This is a genomic window from Brevundimonas sp. NPDC058933 (assembly GCF_049315965.1).
Lineage (GTDB): Bacteria > Pseudomonadota > Alphaproteobacteria > Caulobacterales > Caulobacteraceae > Brevundimonas.
In genome coordinates this window covers 1-19,011 of the sequence record NZ_JBMOSL010000019.1, presented here as the reverse complement: position 1 = coordinate 19,011, position 19,011 = coordinate 1, and the positions used below count along the sequence as shown (strand labels likewise).

General features: G+C 67.4%; 21 protein-coding genes and 1 riboswitch. Of the genes, 9 read left to right on the top strand and 12 right to left on the bottom strand.

All coding sequences use genetic code 11. The features are described 5' to 3' along the window. Positions 1–80: 80 nt before the first annotated feature. The 4 genes from ACOZBP_RS17015 to ACOZBP_RS17000 form a co-directional block, all read right to left on the bottom strand. On the bottom strand, positions 81–371 hold the full coding sequence (locus tag ACOZBP_RS17015; protein WP_422677509.1) for a hypothetical protein: 291 nt from the start codon (positions 369–371) through the stop codon (positions 81–83). 98 nt (positions 372–469) lie between these two features. Continuing rightward, positions 470–748 (bottom strand): hypothetical protein, encoded by a 279-nt coding sequence (locus tag ACOZBP_RS17010; protein ID WP_422677508.1) that lies wholly within the window; start codon positions 746–748, stop codon positions 470–472. A gap of 81 nt (positions 749–829) precedes the next feature. After that, the gene (gene motA / locus ACOZBP_RS17005; RefSeq protein WP_422677507.1) at positions 830–1,699 is read right to left on the bottom strand and encodes a flagellar motor stator protein MotA; all 870 of its coding nucleotides are present in this window, start codon (positions 1,697–1,699) and stop codon (positions 830–832) included. A 225-nt stretch (positions 1,700–1,924) separates the two neighbouring features. Continuing rightward, complete coding sequence (locus tag ACOZBP_RS17000) at positions 1,925–3,724, bottom strand: long-chain-acyl-CoA synthetase (protein WP_422677506.1); 1,800 nt, start codon at positions 3,722–3,724, stop codon at positions 1,925–1,927. Between the two features lie 336 nt (positions 3,725–4,060). On the opposite strand from ACOZBP_RS17000, the gene ACOZBP_RS16995 reads away from it, so the two are divergent. Further along, positions 4,061–4,630, top strand: coding sequence for a hypothetical protein (locus ACOZBP_RS16995; RefSeq protein ID WP_422677505.1), 570 nt, complete (start codon positions 4,061–4,063; stop codon positions 4,628–4,630). A gap of 68 nt (positions 4,631–4,698) precedes the next feature. Here ACOZBP_RS16995 and ACOZBP_RS16990 read toward each other — a convergent pair whose 3' ends face one another. Beyond that, complete coding sequence (locus ACOZBP_RS16990) at positions 4,699–6,009, bottom strand: PQQ-dependent sugar dehydrogenase (RefSeq protein WP_422677504.1); 1,311 nt, start codon at positions 6,007–6,009, stop codon at positions 4,699–4,701. 10 nt (positions 6,010–6,019) lie between these two features. Beyond that, positions 6,020–6,592: a lipocalin family protein gene (locus ACOZBP_RS16985; RefSeq protein ID WP_422677503.1), complete on the bottom strand. Its 573-nt coding sequence runs from the start codon at positions 6,590–6,592 to the stop codon at positions 6,020–6,022. Between the two features lie 147 nt (positions 6,593–6,739). On the opposite strand from ACOZBP_RS16985, the gene ACOZBP_RS16980 reads away from it, so the two are divergent. The 3 genes from ACOZBP_RS16980 (at position 6,740) to ACOZBP_RS16970 (ending at position 9,542) form a co-directional block, all read left to right on the top strand. Then, positions 6,740–7,687 (top strand): ABC transporter ATP-binding protein, encoded by a 948-nt coding sequence (locus tag ACOZBP_RS16980; protein WP_422677502.1) that lies wholly within the window; start codon positions 6,740–6,742, stop codon positions 7,685–7,687. Then, entirely contained in the window at positions 7,687–8,454 is a 768-nt protein-coding gene (locus ACOZBP_RS16975; protein WP_422677501.1) for an ABC transporter permease, read from the top strand. Before ACOZBP_RS16980 ends, ACOZBP_RS16975 begins: the two co-directional genes overlap by 1 nt. A 98-nt stretch (positions 8,455–8,552) precedes the next feature. After that, positions 8,553–9,542: a hypothetical protein gene (locus ACOZBP_RS16970; protein WP_422677500.1), complete on the top strand. Its 990-nt coding sequence runs from the start codon at positions 8,553–8,555 to the stop codon at positions 9,540–9,542. Between the two features lie 22 nt (positions 9,543–9,564). On the opposite strand, the gene ACOZBP_RS16965 is transcribed toward ACOZBP_RS16970, so the two are convergent. Both ACOZBP_RS16965 and ACOZBP_RS16960 read right to left on the bottom strand, forming a co-directional pair. Then, complete coding sequence (locus ACOZBP_RS16965) at positions 9,565–9,942, bottom strand: hypothetical protein (protein ID WP_422677499.1); 378 nt, start codon at positions 9,940–9,942, stop codon at positions 9,565–9,567. 45 nt (positions 9,943–9,987) lie between these two features. Next, positions 9,988–10,764 (bottom strand): ribonuclease T2 family protein, encoded by a 777-nt coding sequence (locus tag ACOZBP_RS16960; RefSeq protein WP_422677498.1) that lies wholly within the window; start codon positions 10,762–10,764, stop codon positions 9,988–9,990. A 124-nt stretch (positions 10,765–10,888) separates the two neighbouring features. On the opposite strand from ACOZBP_RS16960, the gene ACOZBP_RS16955 reads away from it, so the two are divergent. Beyond that, positions 10,889–11,173, top strand: coding sequence for a hypothetical protein (locus ACOZBP_RS16955; RefSeq protein ID WP_422677497.1), 285 nt, complete (start codon positions 10,889–10,891; stop codon positions 11,171–11,173). A 76-nt stretch (positions 11,174–11,249) separates the two neighbouring features. Continuing rightward, complete coding sequence (locus tag ACOZBP_RS16950; RefSeq protein ID WP_422677496.1) at positions 11,250–11,924, top strand: DsbA family oxidoreductase; 675 nt, start codon at positions 11,250–11,252, stop codon at positions 11,922–11,924. A gap of 188 nt (positions 11,925–12,112) precedes the next feature. Here ACOZBP_RS16950 and ACOZBP_RS16945 read toward each other — a convergent pair whose 3' ends face one another. From ACOZBP_RS16945 to thiC, 4 genes are all read right to left on the bottom strand, one after another. After that, complete coding sequence (locus ACOZBP_RS16945) at positions 12,113–12,883, bottom strand: hypothetical protein (protein ID WP_422677495.1); 771 nt, start codon at positions 12,881–12,883, stop codon at positions 12,113–12,115. A gap of 62 nt (positions 12,884–12,945) precedes the next feature. After that, positions 12,946–13,974 (bottom strand): hypothetical protein, encoded by a 1,029-nt coding sequence (locus ACOZBP_RS16940; RefSeq protein WP_422677494.1) that lies wholly within the window; start codon positions 13,972–13,974, stop codon positions 12,946–12,948. Between the two features lie 153 nt (positions 13,975–14,127). Further along, positions 14,128–14,277, bottom strand: a complete 150-nt coding sequence (locus ACOZBP_RS16935) for a hypothetical protein (RefSeq protein WP_422677493.1) — start codon at positions 14,275–14,277, stop codon at positions 14,128–14,130. 86 nt (positions 14,278–14,363) lie between these two features. After that, a complete protein-coding gene (thiC, locus tag ACOZBP_RS16930; RefSeq protein WP_422677492.1) occupies positions 14,364–16,307 on the bottom strand; it encodes a phosphomethylpyrimidine synthase ThiC in 1,944 nt (647 codons plus the stop codon). A gap of 63 nt (positions 16,308–16,370) precedes the next feature. Then, positions 16,371–16,480: riboswitch (TPP riboswitch) on the bottom strand. 56 nt (positions 16,481–16,536) lie between these two features. Here thiC and ACOZBP_RS16925 point away from each other — a divergent pair. The 3 genes from ACOZBP_RS16925 to ACOZBP_RS16915 all read left to right on the top strand — a co-directional run bounded on the left by ACOZBP_RS16925 (position 16,537) and on the right by ACOZBP_RS16915 (position 18,822). Beyond that, positions 16,537–16,989: a GNAT family N-acetyltransferase gene (locus ACOZBP_RS16925; protein WP_422677491.1), complete on the top strand. Its 453-nt coding sequence runs from the start codon at positions 16,537–16,539 to the stop codon at positions 16,987–16,989. 175 nt (positions 16,990–17,164) lie between these two features. Beyond that, complete coding sequence (locus ACOZBP_RS16920; protein ID WP_422677511.1) at positions 17,165–18,163, top strand: D-cysteine desulfhydrase; 999 nt, start codon at positions 17,165–17,167, stop codon at positions 18,161–18,163. Continuing rightward, positions 18,160–18,822, top strand: coding sequence for an aspartate/glutamate racemase family protein (locus ACOZBP_RS16915; protein WP_422677510.1), 663 nt, complete (start codon positions 18,160–18,162; stop codon positions 18,820–18,822). The genes ACOZBP_RS16920 and ACOZBP_RS16915 overlap by 4 nt, the downstream gene beginning before the upstream one ends. Positions 18,823–19,011 lie beyond the last annotated feature (189 nt).

Sequence of the window (19,011 nt, the reverse complement as noted above, 5' to 3'; positions counted from 1 at the left end):
CGTTTACCCGCCGAAGTAACGGGCCCCCTCCTAGGGCGGCCCCCGCGGCCCTTGGCCGGCTTTTCCGAATGGAAAATCGGTTATTGCGCAGCCGGTGCGGCGGCGGGAGGCGGAGGCGGCGCAACCGTGGCGGCCGCAGCGTCGGCGGCCTTTTCGGTGGCGGCGCCTGCCGAGGCGGCGGCGTCGGTCGCTGCACCGGCGGCAGCCGAGGCCGCGTCAGCGGCCTGATCGGCGGCGACGGCGGCCGTATCGGCAGCCGCGTCGGCGGCGACGGCAGCGTTTTCTTCAGTCTGGGTCGCGGGTTGCTGGCAGGCGGCCAGCGACAGGGCGCTGAGCCCGGCGGCGACGATCATCAGGCGACGGATGGTCATGTGACTATAGCCCCTTCGATTTTAGAATCCGGCGAGACGATCCCGCCGGTGCAAGGCGTAACGCGAGATTACCGGGTTCGACAAGTCCGTTCTGGAACCTAGGCCGGCGGGATGGGCCGGGCGGTCGGGTCCATCGGATCGACGGGCGGCCTGTCTTCGGGAAGGGTCGGCGGGGTCGGGCTGGGCGATGAGGTCGGCGGGGGCGTAACCTCCACCGGCGGCGGCGCGGCCGGGGGGCTCGACGTGGGCGACGGCGCCATGGCTTCGGCGGCAGGCGCAGGGGGCTCCGCCGGTGCAGGGGCCGGCGCCGAGGTGTCGTTGCACGCCGCCAGAGTGAAGGCGGCGGAAGCCGAGAGCAGGAGTGGAAGGGCTTTCATAAGGGAGCTCCACAGGACATGCACGCGAACGTGACCTGTGGAGAACCAACGTGAGCAGTTCGTGTTCCCTCCGTGGACGGATCACGCCTCCATTGGCGCGGCGGCCAGGGCTTCTTCCATTTCGGTGAAGGAAGGCTGGGCTGTCGACGGGATGTCGCCGCGCCCGATCTCGACCGAGATCTGAGCCGCATTGCCGTGCAGGTGAGCGACGAGGACCGAGCGGATGATCTTGTAGTAGGCGGCCTCCTCGTCGACGATCGCGCTGAGCCGCGCGGCGAAGGGGCCGACCAGGCCATAGGCCAGGAAGACGCCGAGGAAGGTGCCGACCAGGGCGCCGCCGATCATGCCGCCCAGGACTTCCGGCGGCTCGGTGATCGAGCCCATGGTCTTGATGATGCCCAGCACGGCCGCGACGATGCCCAGGGCGGGCAGGCCGTCAGCCAGGTTTTGCAGGGCGTGGGCCGGGGCCAGAGCCTCGTGGTGGTGCTTCTCCAGCTGCTTTTCCATGGCGTCCTCGATCTGATGGGGATCCTCGAGGTTCATGGTCATCATCCGCAGGGTGTCGCAGATGAAGTCGGTGGCGAAGTGGTCCTTCAGCACCTTGGGGTATTTCTGGAAGATGGTGCTTTCGGCCGGCTTTTCGATGTGGCTTTCCAGGGCGATGACGCCCTTGGACTTCATCGTCTTGGTCAGTTGGAACAGGAGCGACAGCAGGTCCTTGTAGTCCTGCTTCTTCCACTTGGGGCCGGCGAACGACTTGCCGAAGCCGCCCAGCGCCCCCTTGATGACCGGCAGGCTGTTGGAAATCAGGAAGGCCGCGATCCCTGCGCCCAGAATGGCCATCAGCTCATAGGGCAGCGAATACAGGATCGTCGCCATCTTGCCGCCGTGCAGCAGGAAGCTGCCGAACACCATGGCGAACAGCATGATGATGCCGATAATCTGGAACATGGTGCCGCCGGACGTCCTGGAGGAGAGAGCTCAGGACGCCCGTTATCGGCGTTAATGCTTAAGGGCGGGTTTCGCTCTCCCTCCCCTTCATGGGGAGGGTGGTCGCGCAGCGACCGGGCGGGGAGGGCGCGGCGATGTCGGGCGCGCCGCTTGATCAGCCGAAGCGCCCCCATCCGTCTTCGCCTGCGGCTCAGCCACCCTCCCCCAGGTGGGAGGGAGAACGCGTTACAGCCGCGTGGTCCCGTCGATGATGGCCTCATAGGCCTTGGCCGTCAGCTTCTGGTAGCCGGCCTTGCCGCCACGGACGTAGACGGCCCCCTCGACCTTCTCCAGATCGAAACCGTCTGCGACCAGATCGACCTTGCGGTACTTGAAGGTCCCGGTGGTCTCGGCCGACTTCATCAGGCGAAGGAAGACGGGACGGGCATAGGGGGGCAGTTGCTCGTCGGCGTAGGCGGCGAAGGCGGCGGGATCGAACTTGCCCTCCATCACCAGACCGGCCATGCCCGCCTTGCCTTCCTGACCCGGGACGACGACGCCATAGGCGATGACTTCCTGAACCCCGGGCGCGTCATGCAGGCGCTGCTCGACCTCGGCGGTCGAGACGTTCTCGCCCTTCCAGCGATAGGTGTCGCCCAGGCGGTCCATGAAATAGAGGTAGCCGTCGCGGTCCTGGCGCATCAGGTCTCCCGTGCGGAACCAGCGATCGCCCTTCTTGAAGACGTCGGTGAGGATCTTCTTTTCCGAAGCCTTCTTGTCGGCGTAACCCGAGAAGTCGTGGCGAATGTCGGAAGCGATCTGACCGATGGCCTCGCCGGTTTCGCCCGTCGACACCAGACGGCAGGCCCCGTCGGAGCCGCGAACAGGCTCGCCCGTCTCGGGGTCGAGGGCGATCAGGCGGATGTTGAGTTGCGACTTCAGGAAGCCGGGCACGCGGCCGATGGCGCCCGCCTTGCCGTCGAAGTTGAACAGGGAGACGTTGCCCTCGGTGGAGCCGTAGAACTCCATGATGTTCCTGATGCCGAAGCGCTGCTGGAACTCGGTCCACACGTCAGGACGCAGGCCGTTGCCGAAGGCCAGGCGCAGCTTGTGGGCGCGCTCGTCCTCATTGGGCGGGCAGTTGACCAGATAGCGGCACAGTTCGCCGATGTAGACGAACATGGTCGCGCCCGACGTCTTCACGTCAGGCCAGAAATGAGTGGCCGAGAAACGGCGGCGAATGATCATCCGCCCGCCGTTCAGCAGCACCGAGCCGACCCCGACCAGACCGCCCGTCGAGTGATAAAGCGGCAGGCAGTTGTAGAGGGCGTCGTGGGGCGTGGAGGCGGTCGCCCCCGCGAAGGCGCGCATATAGGTTCGGGCGCGCGAATGCGGGATGCGCGCCGCCTTGGGCAGGCCGGTGGTGCCCGAGGTGAAGATGAACAGGGCCGTGTCGCGGTTGGTCAGCCCCTTGCGCAGACCCTTGTCCGGTCGAACCGAGGAGGCGCTGCGCACGGCGTTGTCGATGTCGCGACGGTCGTTGGTCTCATCCTCGTCGGCCAGGCCGTGGACCCAGCTCATCAGGTTGCGGTCGACGAAGGGGCGTGCCTCCTCCACCGCGCGCCAGCAGTCCTGATCCGTCACGACGTTGAAGGCGTTGGAGATGGACAGGCAGTGGGCCAGGGCCGCGCCGCTGAGGTTGGTGTTGATCAGGGCCGTAGCCACCCCGACCTTGGAAAATCCGATCCAGGCCGCCAGGTATTCGACCCGGTTGTGCATGACCAGGGCGATGACGTCCGACCGTTTCAGGTTCCGCGCCTTGGCCCAGTGGGCGTAGCGGTTGGCCAGGGCGTCCAGCTCACGATAGGTCAGGCGGCGGTTTTCGTCCTCGACGGCGACATTGTCCGCGAACTTGTCGACGGCTTCTTCGATGTCGTCACAGAGCAGGACGTCGCTGTCCAGGGTGATGGGCTTGATACGCTTCAGGAGACGGTACAGCCCGCCCGCGAACTTGATATCGCGCCGGATGTTCGCTGCCAGACCCATGGTTGCGCCGCCTCTTCCCGAATTTAGCCTTTCAACGGTGATGAACGGGCAGGGACGACGGGTCAACCGGTCGCAAGCGCGCACCGCCACAATGTTTCGCAATGCGATGCTTGCATCACCTTTTCGATGACGTTGGGTAAGGTTGCTTCGCGACGTTACGTCAACGTTGGCGGCAAGACGCGGAAGGCTGGCTTTGAGAAATGACGGTCGGATGACTTGATCACGCTTTCGCCTGAACTGTGGCGAGGGTGGTGTTTCTTCGCGGCAAGGCGAATGTTCGCGGAACCTTGCTCTTCTGGGCGGGGTTGTGTGGCCCTGGATTAAGGAGAAGACATCATGTCCGTGACCTATACCGATCAAATCCGTCCCGCCGCCGCCCGTGTGGACAGCGACGCCTATGTGCCCGTCTACGCCCGCAGCGGCGCCCGCAAGTCGAACAAGTCCGTGAAGACCTGGATGATTCTGGCGCCGCTAGGCGTGCTGGTCGTCGGCGGCGCCGCGGCCGCCATGCTGATGCAGCCGGCGGAGCCGCCTGCGGCTGAGGCGGTCCCGTTCGCACCCCTGGCGGCCCAGCTCGCCGCCTCGGAGGTTGCGCCCCTCAATGCGCCGACCATTCCGGTGGAAACGCCCGCCGAGTTGACCACAGCGGCGCCGATTCCGCCTGCCGTCGCGGCGCCGGTCGAACGTCGCGCCGAGCTCGCGACGCCGACGCGCGCCGCCCGCGCCGCCCCCCGTGTCGCACCCGCTGCAGAGTCGGCGGAAGCGCCGATCGTGTCCACGGGGCCTCAGCCCTATCAGTCGGCCGCGCCGCAAACGGTTGAGCCGGCAGCAGCGCCTGTGACCGCACCGGCTCCTGCGGCGATGACCGCTTCGCCGGCGCCCATCGTGATTACGCCGCCGACCTGATCCCGGCGACGACAACGACTGGAAGGCCCGGCGTACGCCGGGCCTTTCTTTATGATGTCAGGATCAAGTCAGGGTCTGGCGGGCGTCACGCGCCAGACCGCATCGCCCACGTCGTCGGCGACCAGAAGCGCGCCGGAGCGCACGCCCAGAACCCCGACCGGGCGGCCCATGGCCTCGCCCTTGTCATTGCGGAAGCCGGTCAGGACGTCCTGCGGCGGACCGGCCGGCTTGCCGCCGCTGAAGGGGACGAAGATGACCTTATAGCCGGCGGGCGGGTTGCGGTTCCACGAGCCGTGCTGGCCGATGATGGCCCCGTTGCGCCACTGGGGCATCAGGGCGCCGGTATAGAAGGTCAGGCCCAGGGAAGCGGTATGCGAGCCCAGGGCGTAGTCGGGCCTGATGGCTTTGGCCACCATGTCTGGCCGAGCGGGCTGGACGCGGCCGTCTGCCGTCTGGCCGTAATAGCTCCACGGCCAGCCATAGAAGCCGCCGGGCGTGACCGAGGTCATGTAGTCGGGGACGAGGTCATTGCCGATCTCGTCCCGCTCATTGACCGAGACCCAGAGCCGTCCATCCTCGGGGTTCCAGGCCATGCCGACCGGGTTCCGCAGGCCCGAGGCGAAGACGCGACGGGCGCCGGTCGCCGGGTCGATCTCCAGAACGGCGGCGCGGTCGACCTCTTCGTCCAGCCCGTTTTCGCCGACGTTGGAGTTGGAGCCGACCCCGACATAGAGCTTCGAGCCGTCCGCCGAGGCGACCAGGCTCTTGGTCCAGTGGTGGTTGCGGCCCGCGGGCAGGTCCGCGACCTTGACCGGCGTCGCCGTGATCTGGGTCTGGCCGGTCTGATAAGGCAAGGCCACCACGGCGTCGGCGTTGGCGACAAACAGCCGGTCGCCGATCAGGGCCATGCCGAAGGGCGAGGTGAGGCCGGACAGGAAGACCGTCTTCATCTCCGCCACGCCGTCGCCGTCCGCGTCGCGCAGCAGGGTGATGCGGTTGGCGCTCGGCACGCCTGCGCCGGCCTTGCCCATGACGAGCCCCTGTATCCAGCCGCGCAGACCGCCCTTCTTGTCGTCCGGCTTCGGCGGCGCATTGCTCTCGGCTGCCAGCACGTCGCCGTTCGGCAGTTCATAGAGCCAGCGCGGATGGTCCAGGCCTGTGGCGAAGGCGTTGACCGTCAGGCCCTGCGCCGCGACCGGCGTGCGGCCATCGGGCCAGCCGACGGCGGGCGCGATCTTGACCAGAGGCAGGCGCTGCGAGCGCGCCTCTGGCAATGTCGGATCGCTGCCGAAGCCGGCGCTTTCGGGCAAGGCGCCTTCCGTGCCGCACGCCGCGAGCGCGAAGATCAGAGGCGTCAGGGCGATCAGACGGCGACCCATGGGATGGTCCTTATCGGGCGGGTTGGCTGGGGAACTCCAGCCGATCTACATCATACCCCAACTCGCCAGCCCTTTGGGTCAGGCGCGACAACTGGTCGGCGCTCGGCACGTCCCGCGTATAGATGAAAAGTCTGTCGAAGGTCGGGTCGGCCGAGATGAACCAGCTGTAGTCCTCCGCACGATCCAGCACCCAGTAGTCCCAGGTTATGAAGCCCCAGAAGTATTTGACTCGCAGTTTGGCGTTCGTGCCGGGATCAAGAATCCGGCCGCTTCCGTCGATGGCCTTCTCGCGTCCCTCCGGCGTGCCGACCTGACAGGTGTCCCGCACGGAGACGCGGTCGGGCGCAGTGAAGTCATAGATGCTGGCCCCGGCCACGCAGCCGTCGGTGATCTTCATCGGCAGGCGGGCGACCTCGCGCCAGCGACCGGACCACAGTCGCTCGGCATCGACAGCCTTCAGCGGTTGCGGCGCGCGAACTGCGCCTGGAGGCGGCGCTGTAACGCAGGCGGCGAGGCCCGCAACCAGGGCGGCGACGGTCGCCAAGGCGAGGATACGACGTGCAGACGGGGCGACGATGGGCATGGCGAGACTCCCTGTGGCGAACACAGGTTTACGCTCCGGCTTCTCTCCTGGATGGCTTGGACAAGGAATACTGTCGCGCCGCTCGCGTGCGGCTCTTGAGCGCATCCCGGCGCCTCCCTATCTGCGCAACCTGCGCCGGGAGGGCTCATGCCGCCAGTCATCACCATTCAGGGTCTGACCAAGACCTATAAATCCGGCCATCAGGCGCTGAAGCGCGTCGACCTGGAGATCGAGAAGGGTGAGATCTTCGCCCTGTTGGGGCCGAACGGGGCGGGCAAGACGACGATGATCTCCATCGTCTGCGGCATCGTCACGCCTTCGACCGGGACGGTGATCGCCGACGGTCATGACATCCAGAAGGACTATCGCGCCGCCCGCACCCGCATCGGCCTGGTGCCGCAGGAGCTGACGACCGACGCCTTCGAGACCGTGCTGGCCACCGTCACCTTCAGCCGGGGCCTGTTCGGCAAGGCGCCGAACCCGGCCCATGTGGAGCGCGTCCTGCGCGACCTGTCGCTGTGGGACAAGAAGGACGCCAAGATCATGACCCTGTCCGGCGGGATGAAGCGCCGCGTCATGATCGCCAAGGCCCTGAGCCACGAACCCGACATCCTGTTTCTGGACGAGCCCACGGCGGGCGTGGACGTGGAGCTGCGCCGCGACATGTGGGCCCTGGTGCGCAAGCTGCGCGATCAGGGCGTCACCATCATCCTGACCACCCACTATATCGAAGAGGCCGAGGAGATGGCCGACCGGGTGGGGGTCATCCTCAAGGGCGAACTGATACTGGTCGAGCAGACTTCGGTTCTGATGAAGAAGCTGGGCAAGAAGACCCTGACGCTGAACCTGCAGGAGCCGATGACGGTTCTGCCGCCGGAACTGGCCGAATGGGATCTGAGCCTGAAGAACGAGGGCGGCGAACTGGAATACGCCTTTGACGCCCACGCCGAGAAGACCGGGGTGCCGTCGCTGCTGCGCCGCCTGTCCGACCTGGGCGTCGCCTTCAAGGACCTGAACACCCGCCAGAGCTCGCTGGAAGACATCTTCGTCAGCCTGGTCCACCGCGACAGCACGAGCGAAGGGGAGGCTGCGTGATGACCTTCAACGGACATGGCGTCTGGGCCATCTATCGTTTCGAGATGGCGCGGGCCCTGCGCACCCTGTGGCAGTCCATCGTGACGCCGGTGATCACCACGGCGCTTTACTTCGTCGTCTTCGGCGGGGCCATCGGCAGTCGGATGGAAGAGGTCGGGGGCGTGCCCTATGGCGCCTTCATCGTGCCGGGCCTGATCATGCTGAGCCTGTTCACCCAGTCGATCTTCAACGCCTCCTTCGGCATCTATTTCCCCAAGTTCACCGGCACCATCTATGAGATCCTGTCGGCGCCCGTCAGCCCGCTGGAGATCGTCATCGCCTATGTCGGCGCGGCGGCGACCAAGTCGGCGGTGCTGGGGCTGATCATCCTGGCCACGGCGGCCCTGTTCGTGCCCTTGCAGATCCTGCACCCCTTCTGGATGCTGGCCTTCCTGATCCTGATCTCGACGACCTTCAGCCTGTTCGGCTTCATCATCGGGGTCTGGGCGCAGAATTTCGAACAGCTGCAGATGATCCCCATGCTGATCGTGACGCCCCTGACCTTCCTCGGCGGGGCCTTCTATTCGATCGACATGCTGCCGGACGGCTGGCGGACGGTGACCCTGTTCAACCCCATCGTCTATCTGATTTCGGGCTTCCGCTGGGCCTTCTATGGCGTGGGCGACGTCAGCATCGGGATCAGTCTGACGGCGACGCTGGGCTTCTTCTTCGCCTGTCTGGCGGTGGTAGGCTGGATCTTCAGGACGGGCTATCGTCTGAAGAACTGAGGTCGGGGTCGGCTGTCACGAAACCGCCGAACTCCCTCAGCAGTTTGAGGGTCTGCCGACCCTCTTCGTGATGCGCGCCGCCCGGCGCCGGAGACCGAATGTCCGACGCTGACGACAAGTCCACGCCCTTCGCCCGTCGCCCGGTGCAGTGGGGCCGTCCGCCCCAGACGACGTTCCGCGCCGGGCCGCTGCCGCGCGGCACGGGCCTGATGCCGCCGGTCGCCACGCCCCAGGCGCAAGCGCCCAAGCCGGCGCCTCGCCCTGCCGTCACGGCGCCGGCCGCCCCGCGCCCGTCGTCGGACGACGTGTTCAGCGGCTCGCTGGTGCCGCAGCGCCGCCCCGCGCCGCCCGCCGCTCCGACCCTGATCACGGCGCCCATGCCGACCGCGCCTCAACATCGGTCTCAGCCGGCCCGCGCCGCTGCGCCGGTGGCCCCGGCCGCGCCGGTCGATGCGACGCCTCGGCCCCTGCCTCAGGCTGCGGCGGTCCCAGCCCCCGAACCCAGGCTCCAGCCGGTCGCGTCCGAGCCTGAACCCGCGTCTCGCCCCGTCCTGGCCGCCGCGCCCAAGGTCGAAGCGCCATCGCCCCCGGTCGCGCCCCGCGTTTCGCCCCGCAAGGTCGCGAGCCGCACGCCGCTCTACATCGCCGTCGCCGCCGTGGTGGTGATCGGCGCCCCGCTGGCCACCTGGCTGATCACGCGCTCGAGCAGCGACCCCGCGCTTGCGTCGCCGCCGGTTCCGGCGGCTGCGCCCGCGCTTGAGGCCGGGCTGCCCGCCAGCCTGCCCGTGGACGCCGCGCCGGTTGAGGCCGCCGCCGTCGCCGCCGCGCCCGCCGCTCGACCGGAAGCCGCCCCGCCCCGCCCGGCCCGGGCCGCGCCGGTTCGACCCGCCCCCGCATCCGCCGCGACCTCAGCCGTCAACACTCCGCCCCCGGCGGTCGCAACGCCGCCGGTCGCGGCGCCGCCCGTAGTGGTGATCGCCCCCGCGCCTGAGCCGATTCAGCCGGCCGGTCCGCCGCCGACCGCCGCCCGCCCGACCCAGACCGACCCCGACGCCCCGGTCGTCACCCGGCCGCAGCCGCTGGACTAGCGGCCTCGGCCGAAGGCAGCGCCTAGCGCAAGGTCAGGTATCCGCGTTCCACCATGCGGCGCAGGGCCTCATAGACCTCGGCCAATTCTTCGTAGGCGGTGCGGGCGGCGGTCAGGCGGGCGGTCTGGTCGGGGGTGACGGCCGAGCCGGATTCGGACAGGCGCAGGGCCTCGGCGGCCCAGCGGGCGCGGGCGTTGGCGGTCAGGACGGCCAGCTTCTGGAAGGTGGCGACATCGACCCGCGACAGGGTCTGGCCGATGACCTCGCGGTTCGAGATGAAGGCGGCGTAGTCGATCTGCTCCAGCAGGCCGCGCAGGCGGCGCTGCTCCTGCGGGTCCTGATCGCTGGGCTCGAAATGGTCGCGCTGGCGGCGGTAGCTCTGGGTCTGAACGGTCGACATGGCAACGCTCCGTGGGGGCCGTGGCGCGAGGCTGCGCCGTTCCGGTTAACGGGTCGTTTGCGGGACGCCTGTGGGGGCCAGCTTCAGCCGCTCGCGGTCGGGCGCGCCCAGGCCGCGCGGGCAGCGCATGGGGCGGTAGTCCCGGGAGTAGCAGAGCCGGGCCTCGCGGAACCAGCCCTCGGTCGTGGCGATGAAGACGCCGTCGCGCGGCAGGCCGGGGTTGGCGGCGACGAAGGCGTCGCGGATGGCGCCTGCGGTCAGGCGCTCAGCCGGAATGGCCTCCAGGTCCGGCTTGTTCAGGCCGTTCCACATGCGCGCGGCCTGCTCGAAATAGGCTTCGGGGGTGTCCCAGCCGCAGGTGCCGTGGGCGGCCCATTCATGCTGCTGCAAGGAGGGGGAGGGGGTCATGCAGAAGTGCTTCTTCACCGTGGCGACGGGGATGGCCGGGCCCGGGGCGGCGCAGTAGCGCGGGTGCTTGTTGTCGGCGCCGTTGGGCCACAGGCCGTGCAGGGTCAGGCCGAACTGGTTCCGGGCGCACTGATAGCGCGCGTCCGGGTAGTCCTTGCCCGAGCGGCAGGCCTGGGGCGACCAGCTGACGGCCAGCATGTTGAAGGCCGCCGGCACGTCGGCGGCCACCTCGTCCGCCGGGATGCGATAGGGGCGGGCGGGGGTCAGGTCAGCGGGAACGTGGCAGGTCGCGCCCTCGGCGGCGGCGGGGATCAGGACCGGGCCGCGCGACGGGGCGTCGGGGCCCAGTTCACAGGCCGCCAGCGTCAGGCTCAGCCCGGCGAGCAGGGCGGTCGTCAGGGTCAGGGTCCGCATCGGGGCGCTCCGCAGGCAGGCGTCATGTCGCCTCGCCCGTAAACCCTTCGTGAGCGGCGGCCAAGACGGAACCGCCCCCGTATCCCGCTCATTGATAAGCGTAAGCATAATGAGGATGAGACCCATGCCCGATCAAGCCGCCTTCGCCGCCGCCCTGGACGAGGCGATCGCCCTGTTCGAACAGGGCGAGGGGCTGGACCACAAGCGGTTCGACGCCCTGCTGGCCGAGATCGAGGCCCGCCGCGACGCCCTGGTCGCCGTGCCGGAAGACGACCCTCGCGTCGAGGACATCCGCCGCCTGCAGGCCCGGGCCGACGAGCTGGAGGCCCGGGTCGTGGCGGGCAAGGGCTCGGTCATGGACGAGGTCAATCAGACCCTGTCGCCGCTGATGGGGCGCAAGGGGGGGTAGCTCCCCCTCCGGGGGGCTGGCGGCCGCGATCAGCAACACTATATGGTGCGGATAGCCAGCCCCAGGAACCGCTCCCATGACCGACGCCGCCCCCGCCCTGAAGACCCTGAAGATCGACTTCGTTTCGGACGTGGTCTGCCCCTGGTGCGCCGTGGGTCTGGGCGGGCTGACGACCGCGCTGGACCAGTTGAAGGACGAGGGGATCGCCGCCGACATCACCTTCCAGCCGTTTGAACTGAACCCGCAGATCGCGCCGGAAGGCGAGAACATCGTCGAGCACATCGGCCGCAAGTACGGCTCCACCCCCGAACAGTCGGCCCAGAACCGCGAGATGATCCGCGCCCGCGCCGCCGAGGTCGGCTTCGACATGCGGATGGGGCCTGACAGCCGCATCTGGAACACCTTCGACGCCCACCGCCTGCTGCACTGGGCCCACGAGACGGCGCCGGAGAAGCAAGAAAGCCTGAAACGCGCCCTGTTCACCGCCCACTTCACCGAGAACCGCAACCTGACTGACGCCGGGGTCCTGACCCAGGCCGCCGAGGCCGCCGGGCTGGACCGCGCCGAGGCGGGCGAGGTCCTGGCCTCGGGCCAGTATGCGACCGAAGTGCGCGGGGCCGAGGACCTGTGGCGGGCGCGGGGGATTACGTCGGTGCCGGCGGTGGTGGTCGAGGGCAAGTACCTGATCAGCGGCGGCCAACCGGCGGCGGCGTTCGAAGAGGCGCTGCGCAAGATTGCGGGGGAGGTTTAAGGGCTTTTGATCCTCCCCTGCATCGCGGGGGAGGGGGACCGCGTAGCGGTGGAGGGGGCGGACATGGTCTCGCCCTCTGGCGATAGGACGCGGGCCTGGGCCTGGAATTCGAGACGCGGCGCCTGAGCTTGCCCCCTCCACCATGCTGCGCATGGTCCCCCTCCCCCGCGATACAGGGGAGGATCGGGCTAGGGTGGCGCCTCCTCTCCCGGAAAAACAGAGTCCAATTCGTCTGAATCGTCTGAAATCAGGCCCTCGGGATCGAGGCGGGCCTTGAGGGCGGTCAGGCGGGCTTCGATGGCGATGCGGCCCGCGTGGTCGTCCGCGGAGAGGAGGGCGGCGTCGCGGGCGACCTCGGCGACGGCTTTCAGGTCGGCTTCCAGCGTGGCGGCGGGATCGGGTTGGGGTTCCGGCGCAGAGTCCGGCGTGGGGGCGGCCAGAAGGGCGGGGTCGCTGAGCGCGCGCCAGGTGCGCAGCCAGGAGGCGGCCTCGGCGGCGCGGCCGCGTTGCAGGGCGCGGTTCAGGCGCATCAGGGCTTGGGCCGCCATCTGGGTCAGGTCGGGCGGGCCGGCGTCGGGGTTCTCGTCCTGCGGATCGGGCCATACGTCTTCCATGTCGCTGCGGCGCCAGCCCTCGCGCGCGGCGCGGGACCGCAGGGTCCCCAGCTTCAGGTCATAGCGGGCGCAGACGGCCTCGGCTGCGTCTCCGGCCAGATAGTCGCGCCGCGCCGCCGCCCAGGTCCGCGCCGAGCGGACGCGATAGCCGTCGCTGGCGGGGTCGCCTGCGGGGGCGTCCATGAGGTCGCCGCCGACCGGCGGGTCGTCCGCCCCGGCAGCGGTCGAGGGCCGAACATGGTCGGGGATGTAGGTCGTGTCGCCGAACTCATCCTGCTGCCACCGTCCCGAGGCGACGATCCGGGGCTCGCCCTCGTGCCAGTATGCCTCCCGCGCGTCGTCCATCTCGCCTTCTCCTGCCTGCGGGAAGGAGGTTGGAGGACGGGTGCGTCAGGATCGGACGGGGGCTATTGGACCCACTCTGTCCCATGTCGAGCGATTAGCTGTCGATTTGAAAGAGCTTCAATTCGGAACTGCCGGGTATTCATACGAACGAGGCTGGCTCCGCGAGGCCAATCAGAAATTTTCGAAACAAGCTCTGAAATCGCGGGTTCATTAAATGCTGACATAGACATCGTCGCATGCCCATCTGGATCGACAGGTAGTGGAGAATACATAGTTCCGTCCACTCTAGACAGAGTGTTTGTATCTGGCCTTATTAAATCAAGATTCTGACGATGATACGCGCACCCCATGAAAACCAATCTACTGGCGCTACTCGCTAAAGATTTAATGTCGGTATGCTCTTTAGATCCGATTTCCTCAGAGAATGTTCTGATATTTTCTGATACAGCTTTGATGTCTATCCAATCAAGTTTCTGGCCAAAATCTGCTTTGGATGTAAGAGGACCTAGGGACCCGTATGGGTGCAAAATCGTAGCTTGAGATACGATTTCTTGAGCTCGTCTTAGGTCAGTTCCAGAATAATCCATGACCGCTCGTGTCATGAATTGTTCCAAGCATCTATCGTAATTAAAATTTATTACTTTTAATCGACTAAATGCGTAATCCATTCGGTTTAGAGGGACGCTGCCAACTATTAGGCGAAAAAGGTCTGCAAAGGCTGTGTTGTGAGATGCGACGCTAAGGCCCGATCCCGCAGGTCCAAAAATCGTGCTCTGTCGTTCACTTTGAAGGATCGTAGCTGCGATGCCGATCTTCGCGCAACTTACGACATCTTTATTGGATGACAGATGTTCAACCAAGTTGTCGATCGAAGCTGCCAGTGGAAGGGCGCGACGAAGTTGCTCGGACGCATTCATTGCGACTTCTACGTCTCGATCTTGAAGAAATGCCCAGCTAACGTGTTCGTTGCCACCACCCTTTCGACTGGGAATAATATCGGCGATGGCTTGCTTCAAGCGCCAGCCAAGAGGTAGGCCTAACTCGGCGCTGAAGCCTGCTCCCAAAACAAATACTAAGCCGTTGTCTAACATGCGGCAGATTCACCCGAAGTCGTGGTGCAGGCGATGCCGAGCGAGCCAAGGGCGTGCTCGTCACCCATCAGGCGAGTGATCTTTAGTTTTATGGTTTCCAATGAGATGTGTTGCACGTTTGCTCCCCCGAGGTGCTGAGGGAGCAGTCTTGCATCACATTTTCACTTCGACCACCCTTGTGATCGGTTCCGCCTTCGGCGCGATGAACCTTCCCGACCGTTCCTCGCGCGTCCCGGTCTTGGCGACGACGGCAGCGGCCTTCATCGCCTTGGCGATGGTGTCGGGGTCGATGCGGGGCTTCATGGTTAGTTCTCCGCGCAGGGATCGGACGCGAGGCTAACCGAAGCCGCCTCGCGTCCATAGTCCTGATCCCGGCGTGGGCGGGGTGGTTAGACCTTCACCTCAATCGCCGCGCCGCCCGCCCTGAACTTGGCGCTCATTTCGGCCATGCCGGCTTCGGCTTCCTGGGCCGCGAGGCTGGCGCCCGCGTCGTTCTGGGCCAGGGCGTCGCGGCGGATGTCCTGGCTGATCTTCATGCTGCAGAACTTGGGGCCGCACATGGAGCAGAAGTGGGCGGTCTTGTGCGCCTCCTTGGGCAGGGTGGCGTCGTGGTATTTGCGGGCGGTTTCGGGGTCGAGGCCGAGGTTGAACTGGTCCTCCCAGCGGAACTCGAAGCGGGCGCGCGACAGGGCGTCGTCGTGCATCCGGGCGGCGGGGTGGCCCTTGGCCAGGTCGGCGGCGTGGGCGGCGATCTTGTAGGTGATGACGCCGTCCTTGACGTCCTGACGGTCGGGCAGGCCGAGGTGCTCTTTCGGCGTGACGTAGCAGAGCATGGCCGTGCCGAACCAGCCGATCATGGCCGCGCCGATGGCGCTGGTGATGTGGTCGTAGCCGGGGGCGATGTCGGTGGTCAGCGGGCCAAGCGTATAGAAGGGCGCCTCGTGGCAGTGCTTGAGCTGCTCATCCATATTGGCCTTGATCTTGTGCATCGGCACGTGGCCGGGGCCTTCGATCATGACCTGGCAGCCTTTTTGCCAAGCGATTTTTGTGAGCTCCCCCAACGTGCGCAGCTCCGCGAACTGGGCCTCGTCATTGGCGTCGGCGATGGAGCCGGGGCGCAGGCCGTCGCCGAGGCTGAACGAGACGTCATAGGCGCGCATGATGTCGCAGATGTCCTCGAAGTGCTCGTAGAGGAAGCTCTCCTTGTGGTGGGCCAGGCACCACTTGGCCATGATGGAGCCGCCGCGCGAGACGATGCCTGTGACGCGCTTGGCCGTCATCGGCACGAAGGGCAGGCGCACGCCCGCGTGGATGGTGAAGTAGTCCACGCCCTGTTCCGCCTGTTCGATCAGGGTGTCGCGGAACACCTCCCAGGTCAGGTCCTCGGCGACGCCGTTCACCTTCTCCAGCGCCTGATAGATGGGCACGGTGCCGATGGGGACCGACGAGTTGCGGATGATCCAGTCGCGGATGTTGTGGATGTTGCGGCCCGTCGACAGGTCCATGACGTTGTCGGCGCCCCAGCGCGTGGCCCAGACCAGCTTGTCGACCTCGTCATCGACGCTGGAGAGGACCGCCGAGTTGCCGATGTTGGCGTTGATCTTCACCAGGAAGTTGCGGCCGATGATCATCGGCTCGACCTCGGGGTGGTTGATGTTGTGCGGGATGATGGCGCGGCCGCGCGCGATCTCCTGACGCACGAACTCCGGCGTCACGAAGTCGGGGATCGAGGCGCCGAAGTCTTCGCCGTCGCGGATGCAGGGCGCGTTCTGCTCGCGGCGCAGGTTCTCGCGGATGGCGACGTATTCCATCTCGGGCGTGATGACGCCGGCGCGGGCGTATTCGTACTGCGTCACCGGGCGGCCCGGGGCGCCCTTGAACACCTGATGGTGCGAGGTGTCGAAGCGGGGGGCCAGGTTCTTGCCGGAGGCGTGGCCGTTGTCTTCGGGTTTGACCTCACGCGGGTTCAGGACGGGGGCGATGTCGCCGCGGTCCAGCTGCCAGCTGGATTTGACCTTGGGCAGGCCGCGCTTGATGTCGATCGTCACGGCGGGGTCGGTGTAGGGGCCGGAGGAGTCATACATCGTCACCGGCGGCTCGTTGGCGCTCGGGTGGACGGCGACCTCGCGGAAGGGGACGCGGATGTCGGGGTAAAGCTCGCCCGCCACATAAACCTTCACGCCGCCGGCGCGGGGGCCGGTGGGGATGCGGCCGGTCTCGGCCTCGACTTGTTGGCGCGCTTCGCTGAGAGGGAGGCTATCGCTCGCGACGCGGTCGCTCGCTGCTTGAGCCTCGGACCCTGCTGGGGCAGTCGGGGTGACGATAATGTTCATGGCGGCCTCAAAACGTTTGAGGTCCGCCGACGTCGGGCGTGCCGGTCCTGTGGCGTGAAGCCGGGGCCGGAAGCGTACTCATCCCTTCGCCGGCATGACCCGGATCAGGTTCGACGGGTCAGAGGAGAAACCTCTATCTCAGCCGCTCGCTTGCGACCCCCCGGAGAACGCCGCGACCCTAGCCCCTTTCGGGGGTAGGTCAAGCGAGGGCGGCGTGGCAGGAAGGGGAATGATCCTTTCTCGCCCCTACCGCCCCGAGGACATGGCCGGCTGCCTGGCCCTGTTCGACAGCAATACGCCGCGCTTCTTTGACGCGAGCGAGCGGGAGAGCTTTGTCGGGTTTCTAGGGGATCAGGCCCTGCGCTGGCCCTATCAGGTGATCGAGCTGGACGGGCGCATCGTCGGCTGCGGCGGCCATGCGGTGGAGGCGGACGGGGTCAGCGTGGCCCTGTGCTGGGGCATGGTGGACAACAGCCTGCACGGGCAGGGGCTGGGGCAGGTGCTGACCGAGGCGCGGATCGCGGCGGCGCGGGCGACGCCGGGGATCAGCCGCGTGATTCTGAACACCAGCCAGCATACGCAGGGCTTCTACGCCCGGTTCGGGTTCAAGGCGGAAAAGGTCACGCCCGACGGCTTTGCGCCCGGCATCGACCGCTGGGACATGGTGCTGAAACTGGAGTGAGGAGAGGGGGGGCGGTCCGACTTCTCAGTCGGGGGGGCGTTAAGGCCGGACCGCCACAGACGACATCGGGGTTGGGGGGCGTCCGATGTGTCCGATGCTGATAACCGCGAACCCGAAACTTGGTTCCGCAAGATTTGGCGTGTTAGCCATGATTATTGAACCGGAGTTCTCGACCATGCATCTGGCCCGCTTTCCCCGCGTCCGACTGGCGCATCTGCCGACCCCGCTGGAGCCTGCGCCCAGGCTGTCAGAGGCCCTGGGCGTCGAGCTCTGGATCAAGCGCGACGACTGCACGGGACTGGCCGGCGGGGGCAACAAGACGCGCAAGCTGGAGTTCCTGCTGGGCGACGCGCTGGAGGTCGGGGCCGACACCCTGGTGACGCAAGGGGCGGTGCAGTCGAACCATGTGCGCCAGACGGCGGCGGCGGCCGCGTCGCACGGGCTGAAGTGCGAGATCATCCTGGAGGAGCGGACGGGCTCGACGGCGACAGACTATGTCGAGAACGGCAATGTCCTGCTGGACCGGCTGTATGGCGCGGTGATCCGGCGCGTGCCGGGCGGGACCGACATGGCCGCCGAGCTGGAGACCACGGCGGAGGCGGTGCGGGCCAGGGGCGGGGTTCCCTATGTCATTCCGGGCGGCGGCTCGAACGCGGTCGGGGCCCTGGGCTATGTCGACTGCGCGCGCGAGATCGTGGTCCAGGCCGACGAGCTGGATCTGCCCATCAGCCGCATCGTCACCGCGACGGGCAGCGCGGGCACGCACGCCGGTCTGGTCGCCGGTCTGGCGGTCATGGGGGCGGACATTCCGGTGCTGGGCATCGGGGTGCGGGCGCCGAAGGACAGGCAGGAGGCCAGTGTCCTGAAGCTGGCGCGGGAAACCGCGTCGCTGCTGGGCCATCCTGATCGGGTCAAGGACGAGATGGTGGTCGCCGACTGCGACTACGTCGGCGCCGGATACGGCCTGATCGATCAGGCGGTGATCGAGGCCTTGAAACTGGCGGCGCGGACCGACGGCCTGCTGCTGGACCCGGTCTATAGCGGCAAGGCGATGAAGGGGCTGATCGCCTTGGCGCGTGCGGGACGGTTCCGGGACGAGACGCTGGTGTTCCTGCACACCGGCGGGGCGCAGGGGCTGTTCGGCTATCAGGGCGAACTGGACGGCGCGCTCTGATGAAGACCCTGGGCGTGCTGGGCGGGATGGGGCCGGCGGCGACGCTGGCCTTTCTGGCGCGGGTGCAGGCCCTGACCCCGGCGACGGGGGATGAGGACCACATCCGGGTGATCGCCGACATCAATCCGCAGGTGCCGAACCGGCACAGCCAGCCCGAGGCGGCGGGGCGGACCCTGGGCGAGATGGCGGCGCGGCTGCGCGACGCGGGGGCCGAGGTTCTGGCCATGCCGTGCAACACCGCCCACGCCCATGCCGGGGCGATCCGGGCGGCGGGGTTGCCGTTCATCGACATGGTGGTGGAGACGGCGCGGGTCGCCAAGGCGGGCGGCGCGCGACGGGTCGGGGTGTTGGCCACGCCGGGTGGCGAGGCCCTCTATGCGACGGCGCTTGAGGCCGAGGGCGTGGAGATGGTGCGGCTTTCGGCGGCCGACCGCGATCGCTTCATGGCGGTGGTGTTCGGCGTGAAGGCGGGCGACGTCGGGGCGGCGCAGAGGTCGGCCATGCGCGATCTGGCGGCGGCCCTGGTTTCGGCGGGGGCCGAGGGGGTGATCGGCGGCTGCACCGAGGCGCCCTTGCTGCTGGATGGGGACGACGTGGCCGTGCCGCTGACGGATTCGGCGGAAGTGCTGGCGCGGGCGTGCGTGGGGATGTGTCTGTAGTTTTGCGATCCTCCCCCGTTTACGGGGGAGGGGGACCGCCGCAGGCGGTGGAGGGGGCGGATACGCGCTCGCCCTCAAAAGCCTGTTCGCGCCCACCGAGGTTGGAGTTCTAGCGGCGGCGCCCGATCTCGCCCCCTCCACCATGCTGCGCATGGTCCCCCTCCCCCGCTTCGCAGGGGAGGATCGGTG

Excerpts from the sequence above, each read along its gene's own strand:
- motA (WP_422677507.1), bottom strand. The coding sequence starts at position 1,699 with ATGTTCCAGATTATCGGCATCATCATGCTGTTCGCCATGGTGTTCGGC.
- ACOZBP_RS16925 (WP_422677491.1), top strand. The coding sequence starts at position 16,537 with ATGATCCTTTCTCGCCCCTACCGCCCCGAGGACATGGCCGGCTGCCTG.
- ACOZBP_RS16950 (WP_422677496.1), top strand. The coding sequence starts at position 11,250 with ATGACCGACGCCGCCCCCGCCCTGAAGACCCTGAAGATCGACTTCGTT.
- ACOZBP_RS16970 (WP_422677500.1), top strand. The coding sequence starts at position 8,553 with ATGTCCGACGCTGACGACAAGTCCACGCCCTTCGCCCGTCGCCCGGTG.
- ACOZBP_RS16960 (WP_422677498.1), bottom strand. The coding sequence starts at position 10,764 with ATGCGGACCCTGACCCTGACGACCGCCCTGCTCGCCGGGCTGAGCCTG.
- ACOZBP_RS16980 (WP_422677502.1), top strand. The coding sequence starts at position 6,740 with ATGCCGCCAGTCATCACCATTCAGGGTCTGACCAAGACCTATAAATCC.
- ACOZBP_RS16985 (WP_422677503.1), bottom strand. The coding sequence starts at position 6,592 with ATGCCCATCGTCGCCCCGTCTGCACGTCGTATCCTCGCCTTGGCGACC.
- ACOZBP_RS17015 (WP_422677509.1), bottom strand. The coding sequence starts at position 371 with ATGACCATCCGTCGCCTGATGATCGTCGCCGCCGGGCTCAGCGCCCTG.
- ACOZBP_RS16975 (WP_422677501.1), top strand. The coding sequence starts at position 7,687 with ATGACCTTCAACGGACATGGCGTCTGGGCCATCTATCGTTTCGAGATG.
- ACOZBP_RS16945 (WP_422677495.1), bottom strand. The coding sequence starts at position 12,883 with ATGGACGACGCGCGGGAGGCATACTGGCACGAGGGCGAGCCCCGGATC.
- ACOZBP_RS17000 (WP_422677506.1), bottom strand. The coding sequence starts at position 3,724 with ATGGGTCTGGCAGCGAACATCCGGCGCGATATCAAGTTCGCGGGCGGG.
- ACOZBP_RS16940 (WP_422677494.1), bottom strand. The coding sequence starts at position 13,974 with ATGTTAGACAACGGCTTAGTATTTGTTTTGGGAGCAGGCTTCAGCGCC.
- ACOZBP_RS16990 (WP_422677504.1), bottom strand. The coding sequence starts at position 6,009 with ATGGGTCGCCGTCTGATCGCCCTGACGCCTCTGATCTTCGCGCTCGCG.
- thiC (WP_422677492.1), bottom strand. The coding sequence starts at position 16,307 with ATGAACATTATCGTCACCCCGACTGCCCCAGCAGGGTCCGAGGCTCAA.
- ACOZBP_RS17010 (WP_422677508.1), bottom strand. The coding sequence starts at position 748 with ATGAAAGCCCTTCCACTCCTGCTCTCGGCTTCCGCCGCCTTCACTCTG.
- ACOZBP_RS16935 (WP_422677493.1), bottom strand. The coding sequence starts at position 14,277 with ATGAAGCCCCGCATCGACCCCGACACCATCGCCAAGGCGATGAAGGCC.
- ACOZBP_RS16965 (WP_422677499.1), bottom strand. The coding sequence starts at position 9,942 with ATGTCGACCGTTCAGACCCAGAGCTACCGCCGCCAGCGCGACCATTTC.
- ACOZBP_RS16955 (WP_422677497.1), top strand. The coding sequence starts at position 10,889 with ATGCCCGATCAAGCCGCCTTCGCCGCCGCCCTGGACGAGGCGATCGCC.
- ACOZBP_RS16995 (WP_422677505.1), top strand. The coding sequence starts at position 4,061 with ATGTCCGTGACCTATACCGATCAAATCCGTCCCGCCGCCGCCCGTGTG.
- ACOZBP_RS16920 (WP_422677511.1), top strand. The coding sequence starts at position 17,165 with ATGCATCTGGCCCGCTTTCCCCGCGTCCGACTGGCGCATCTGCCGACC.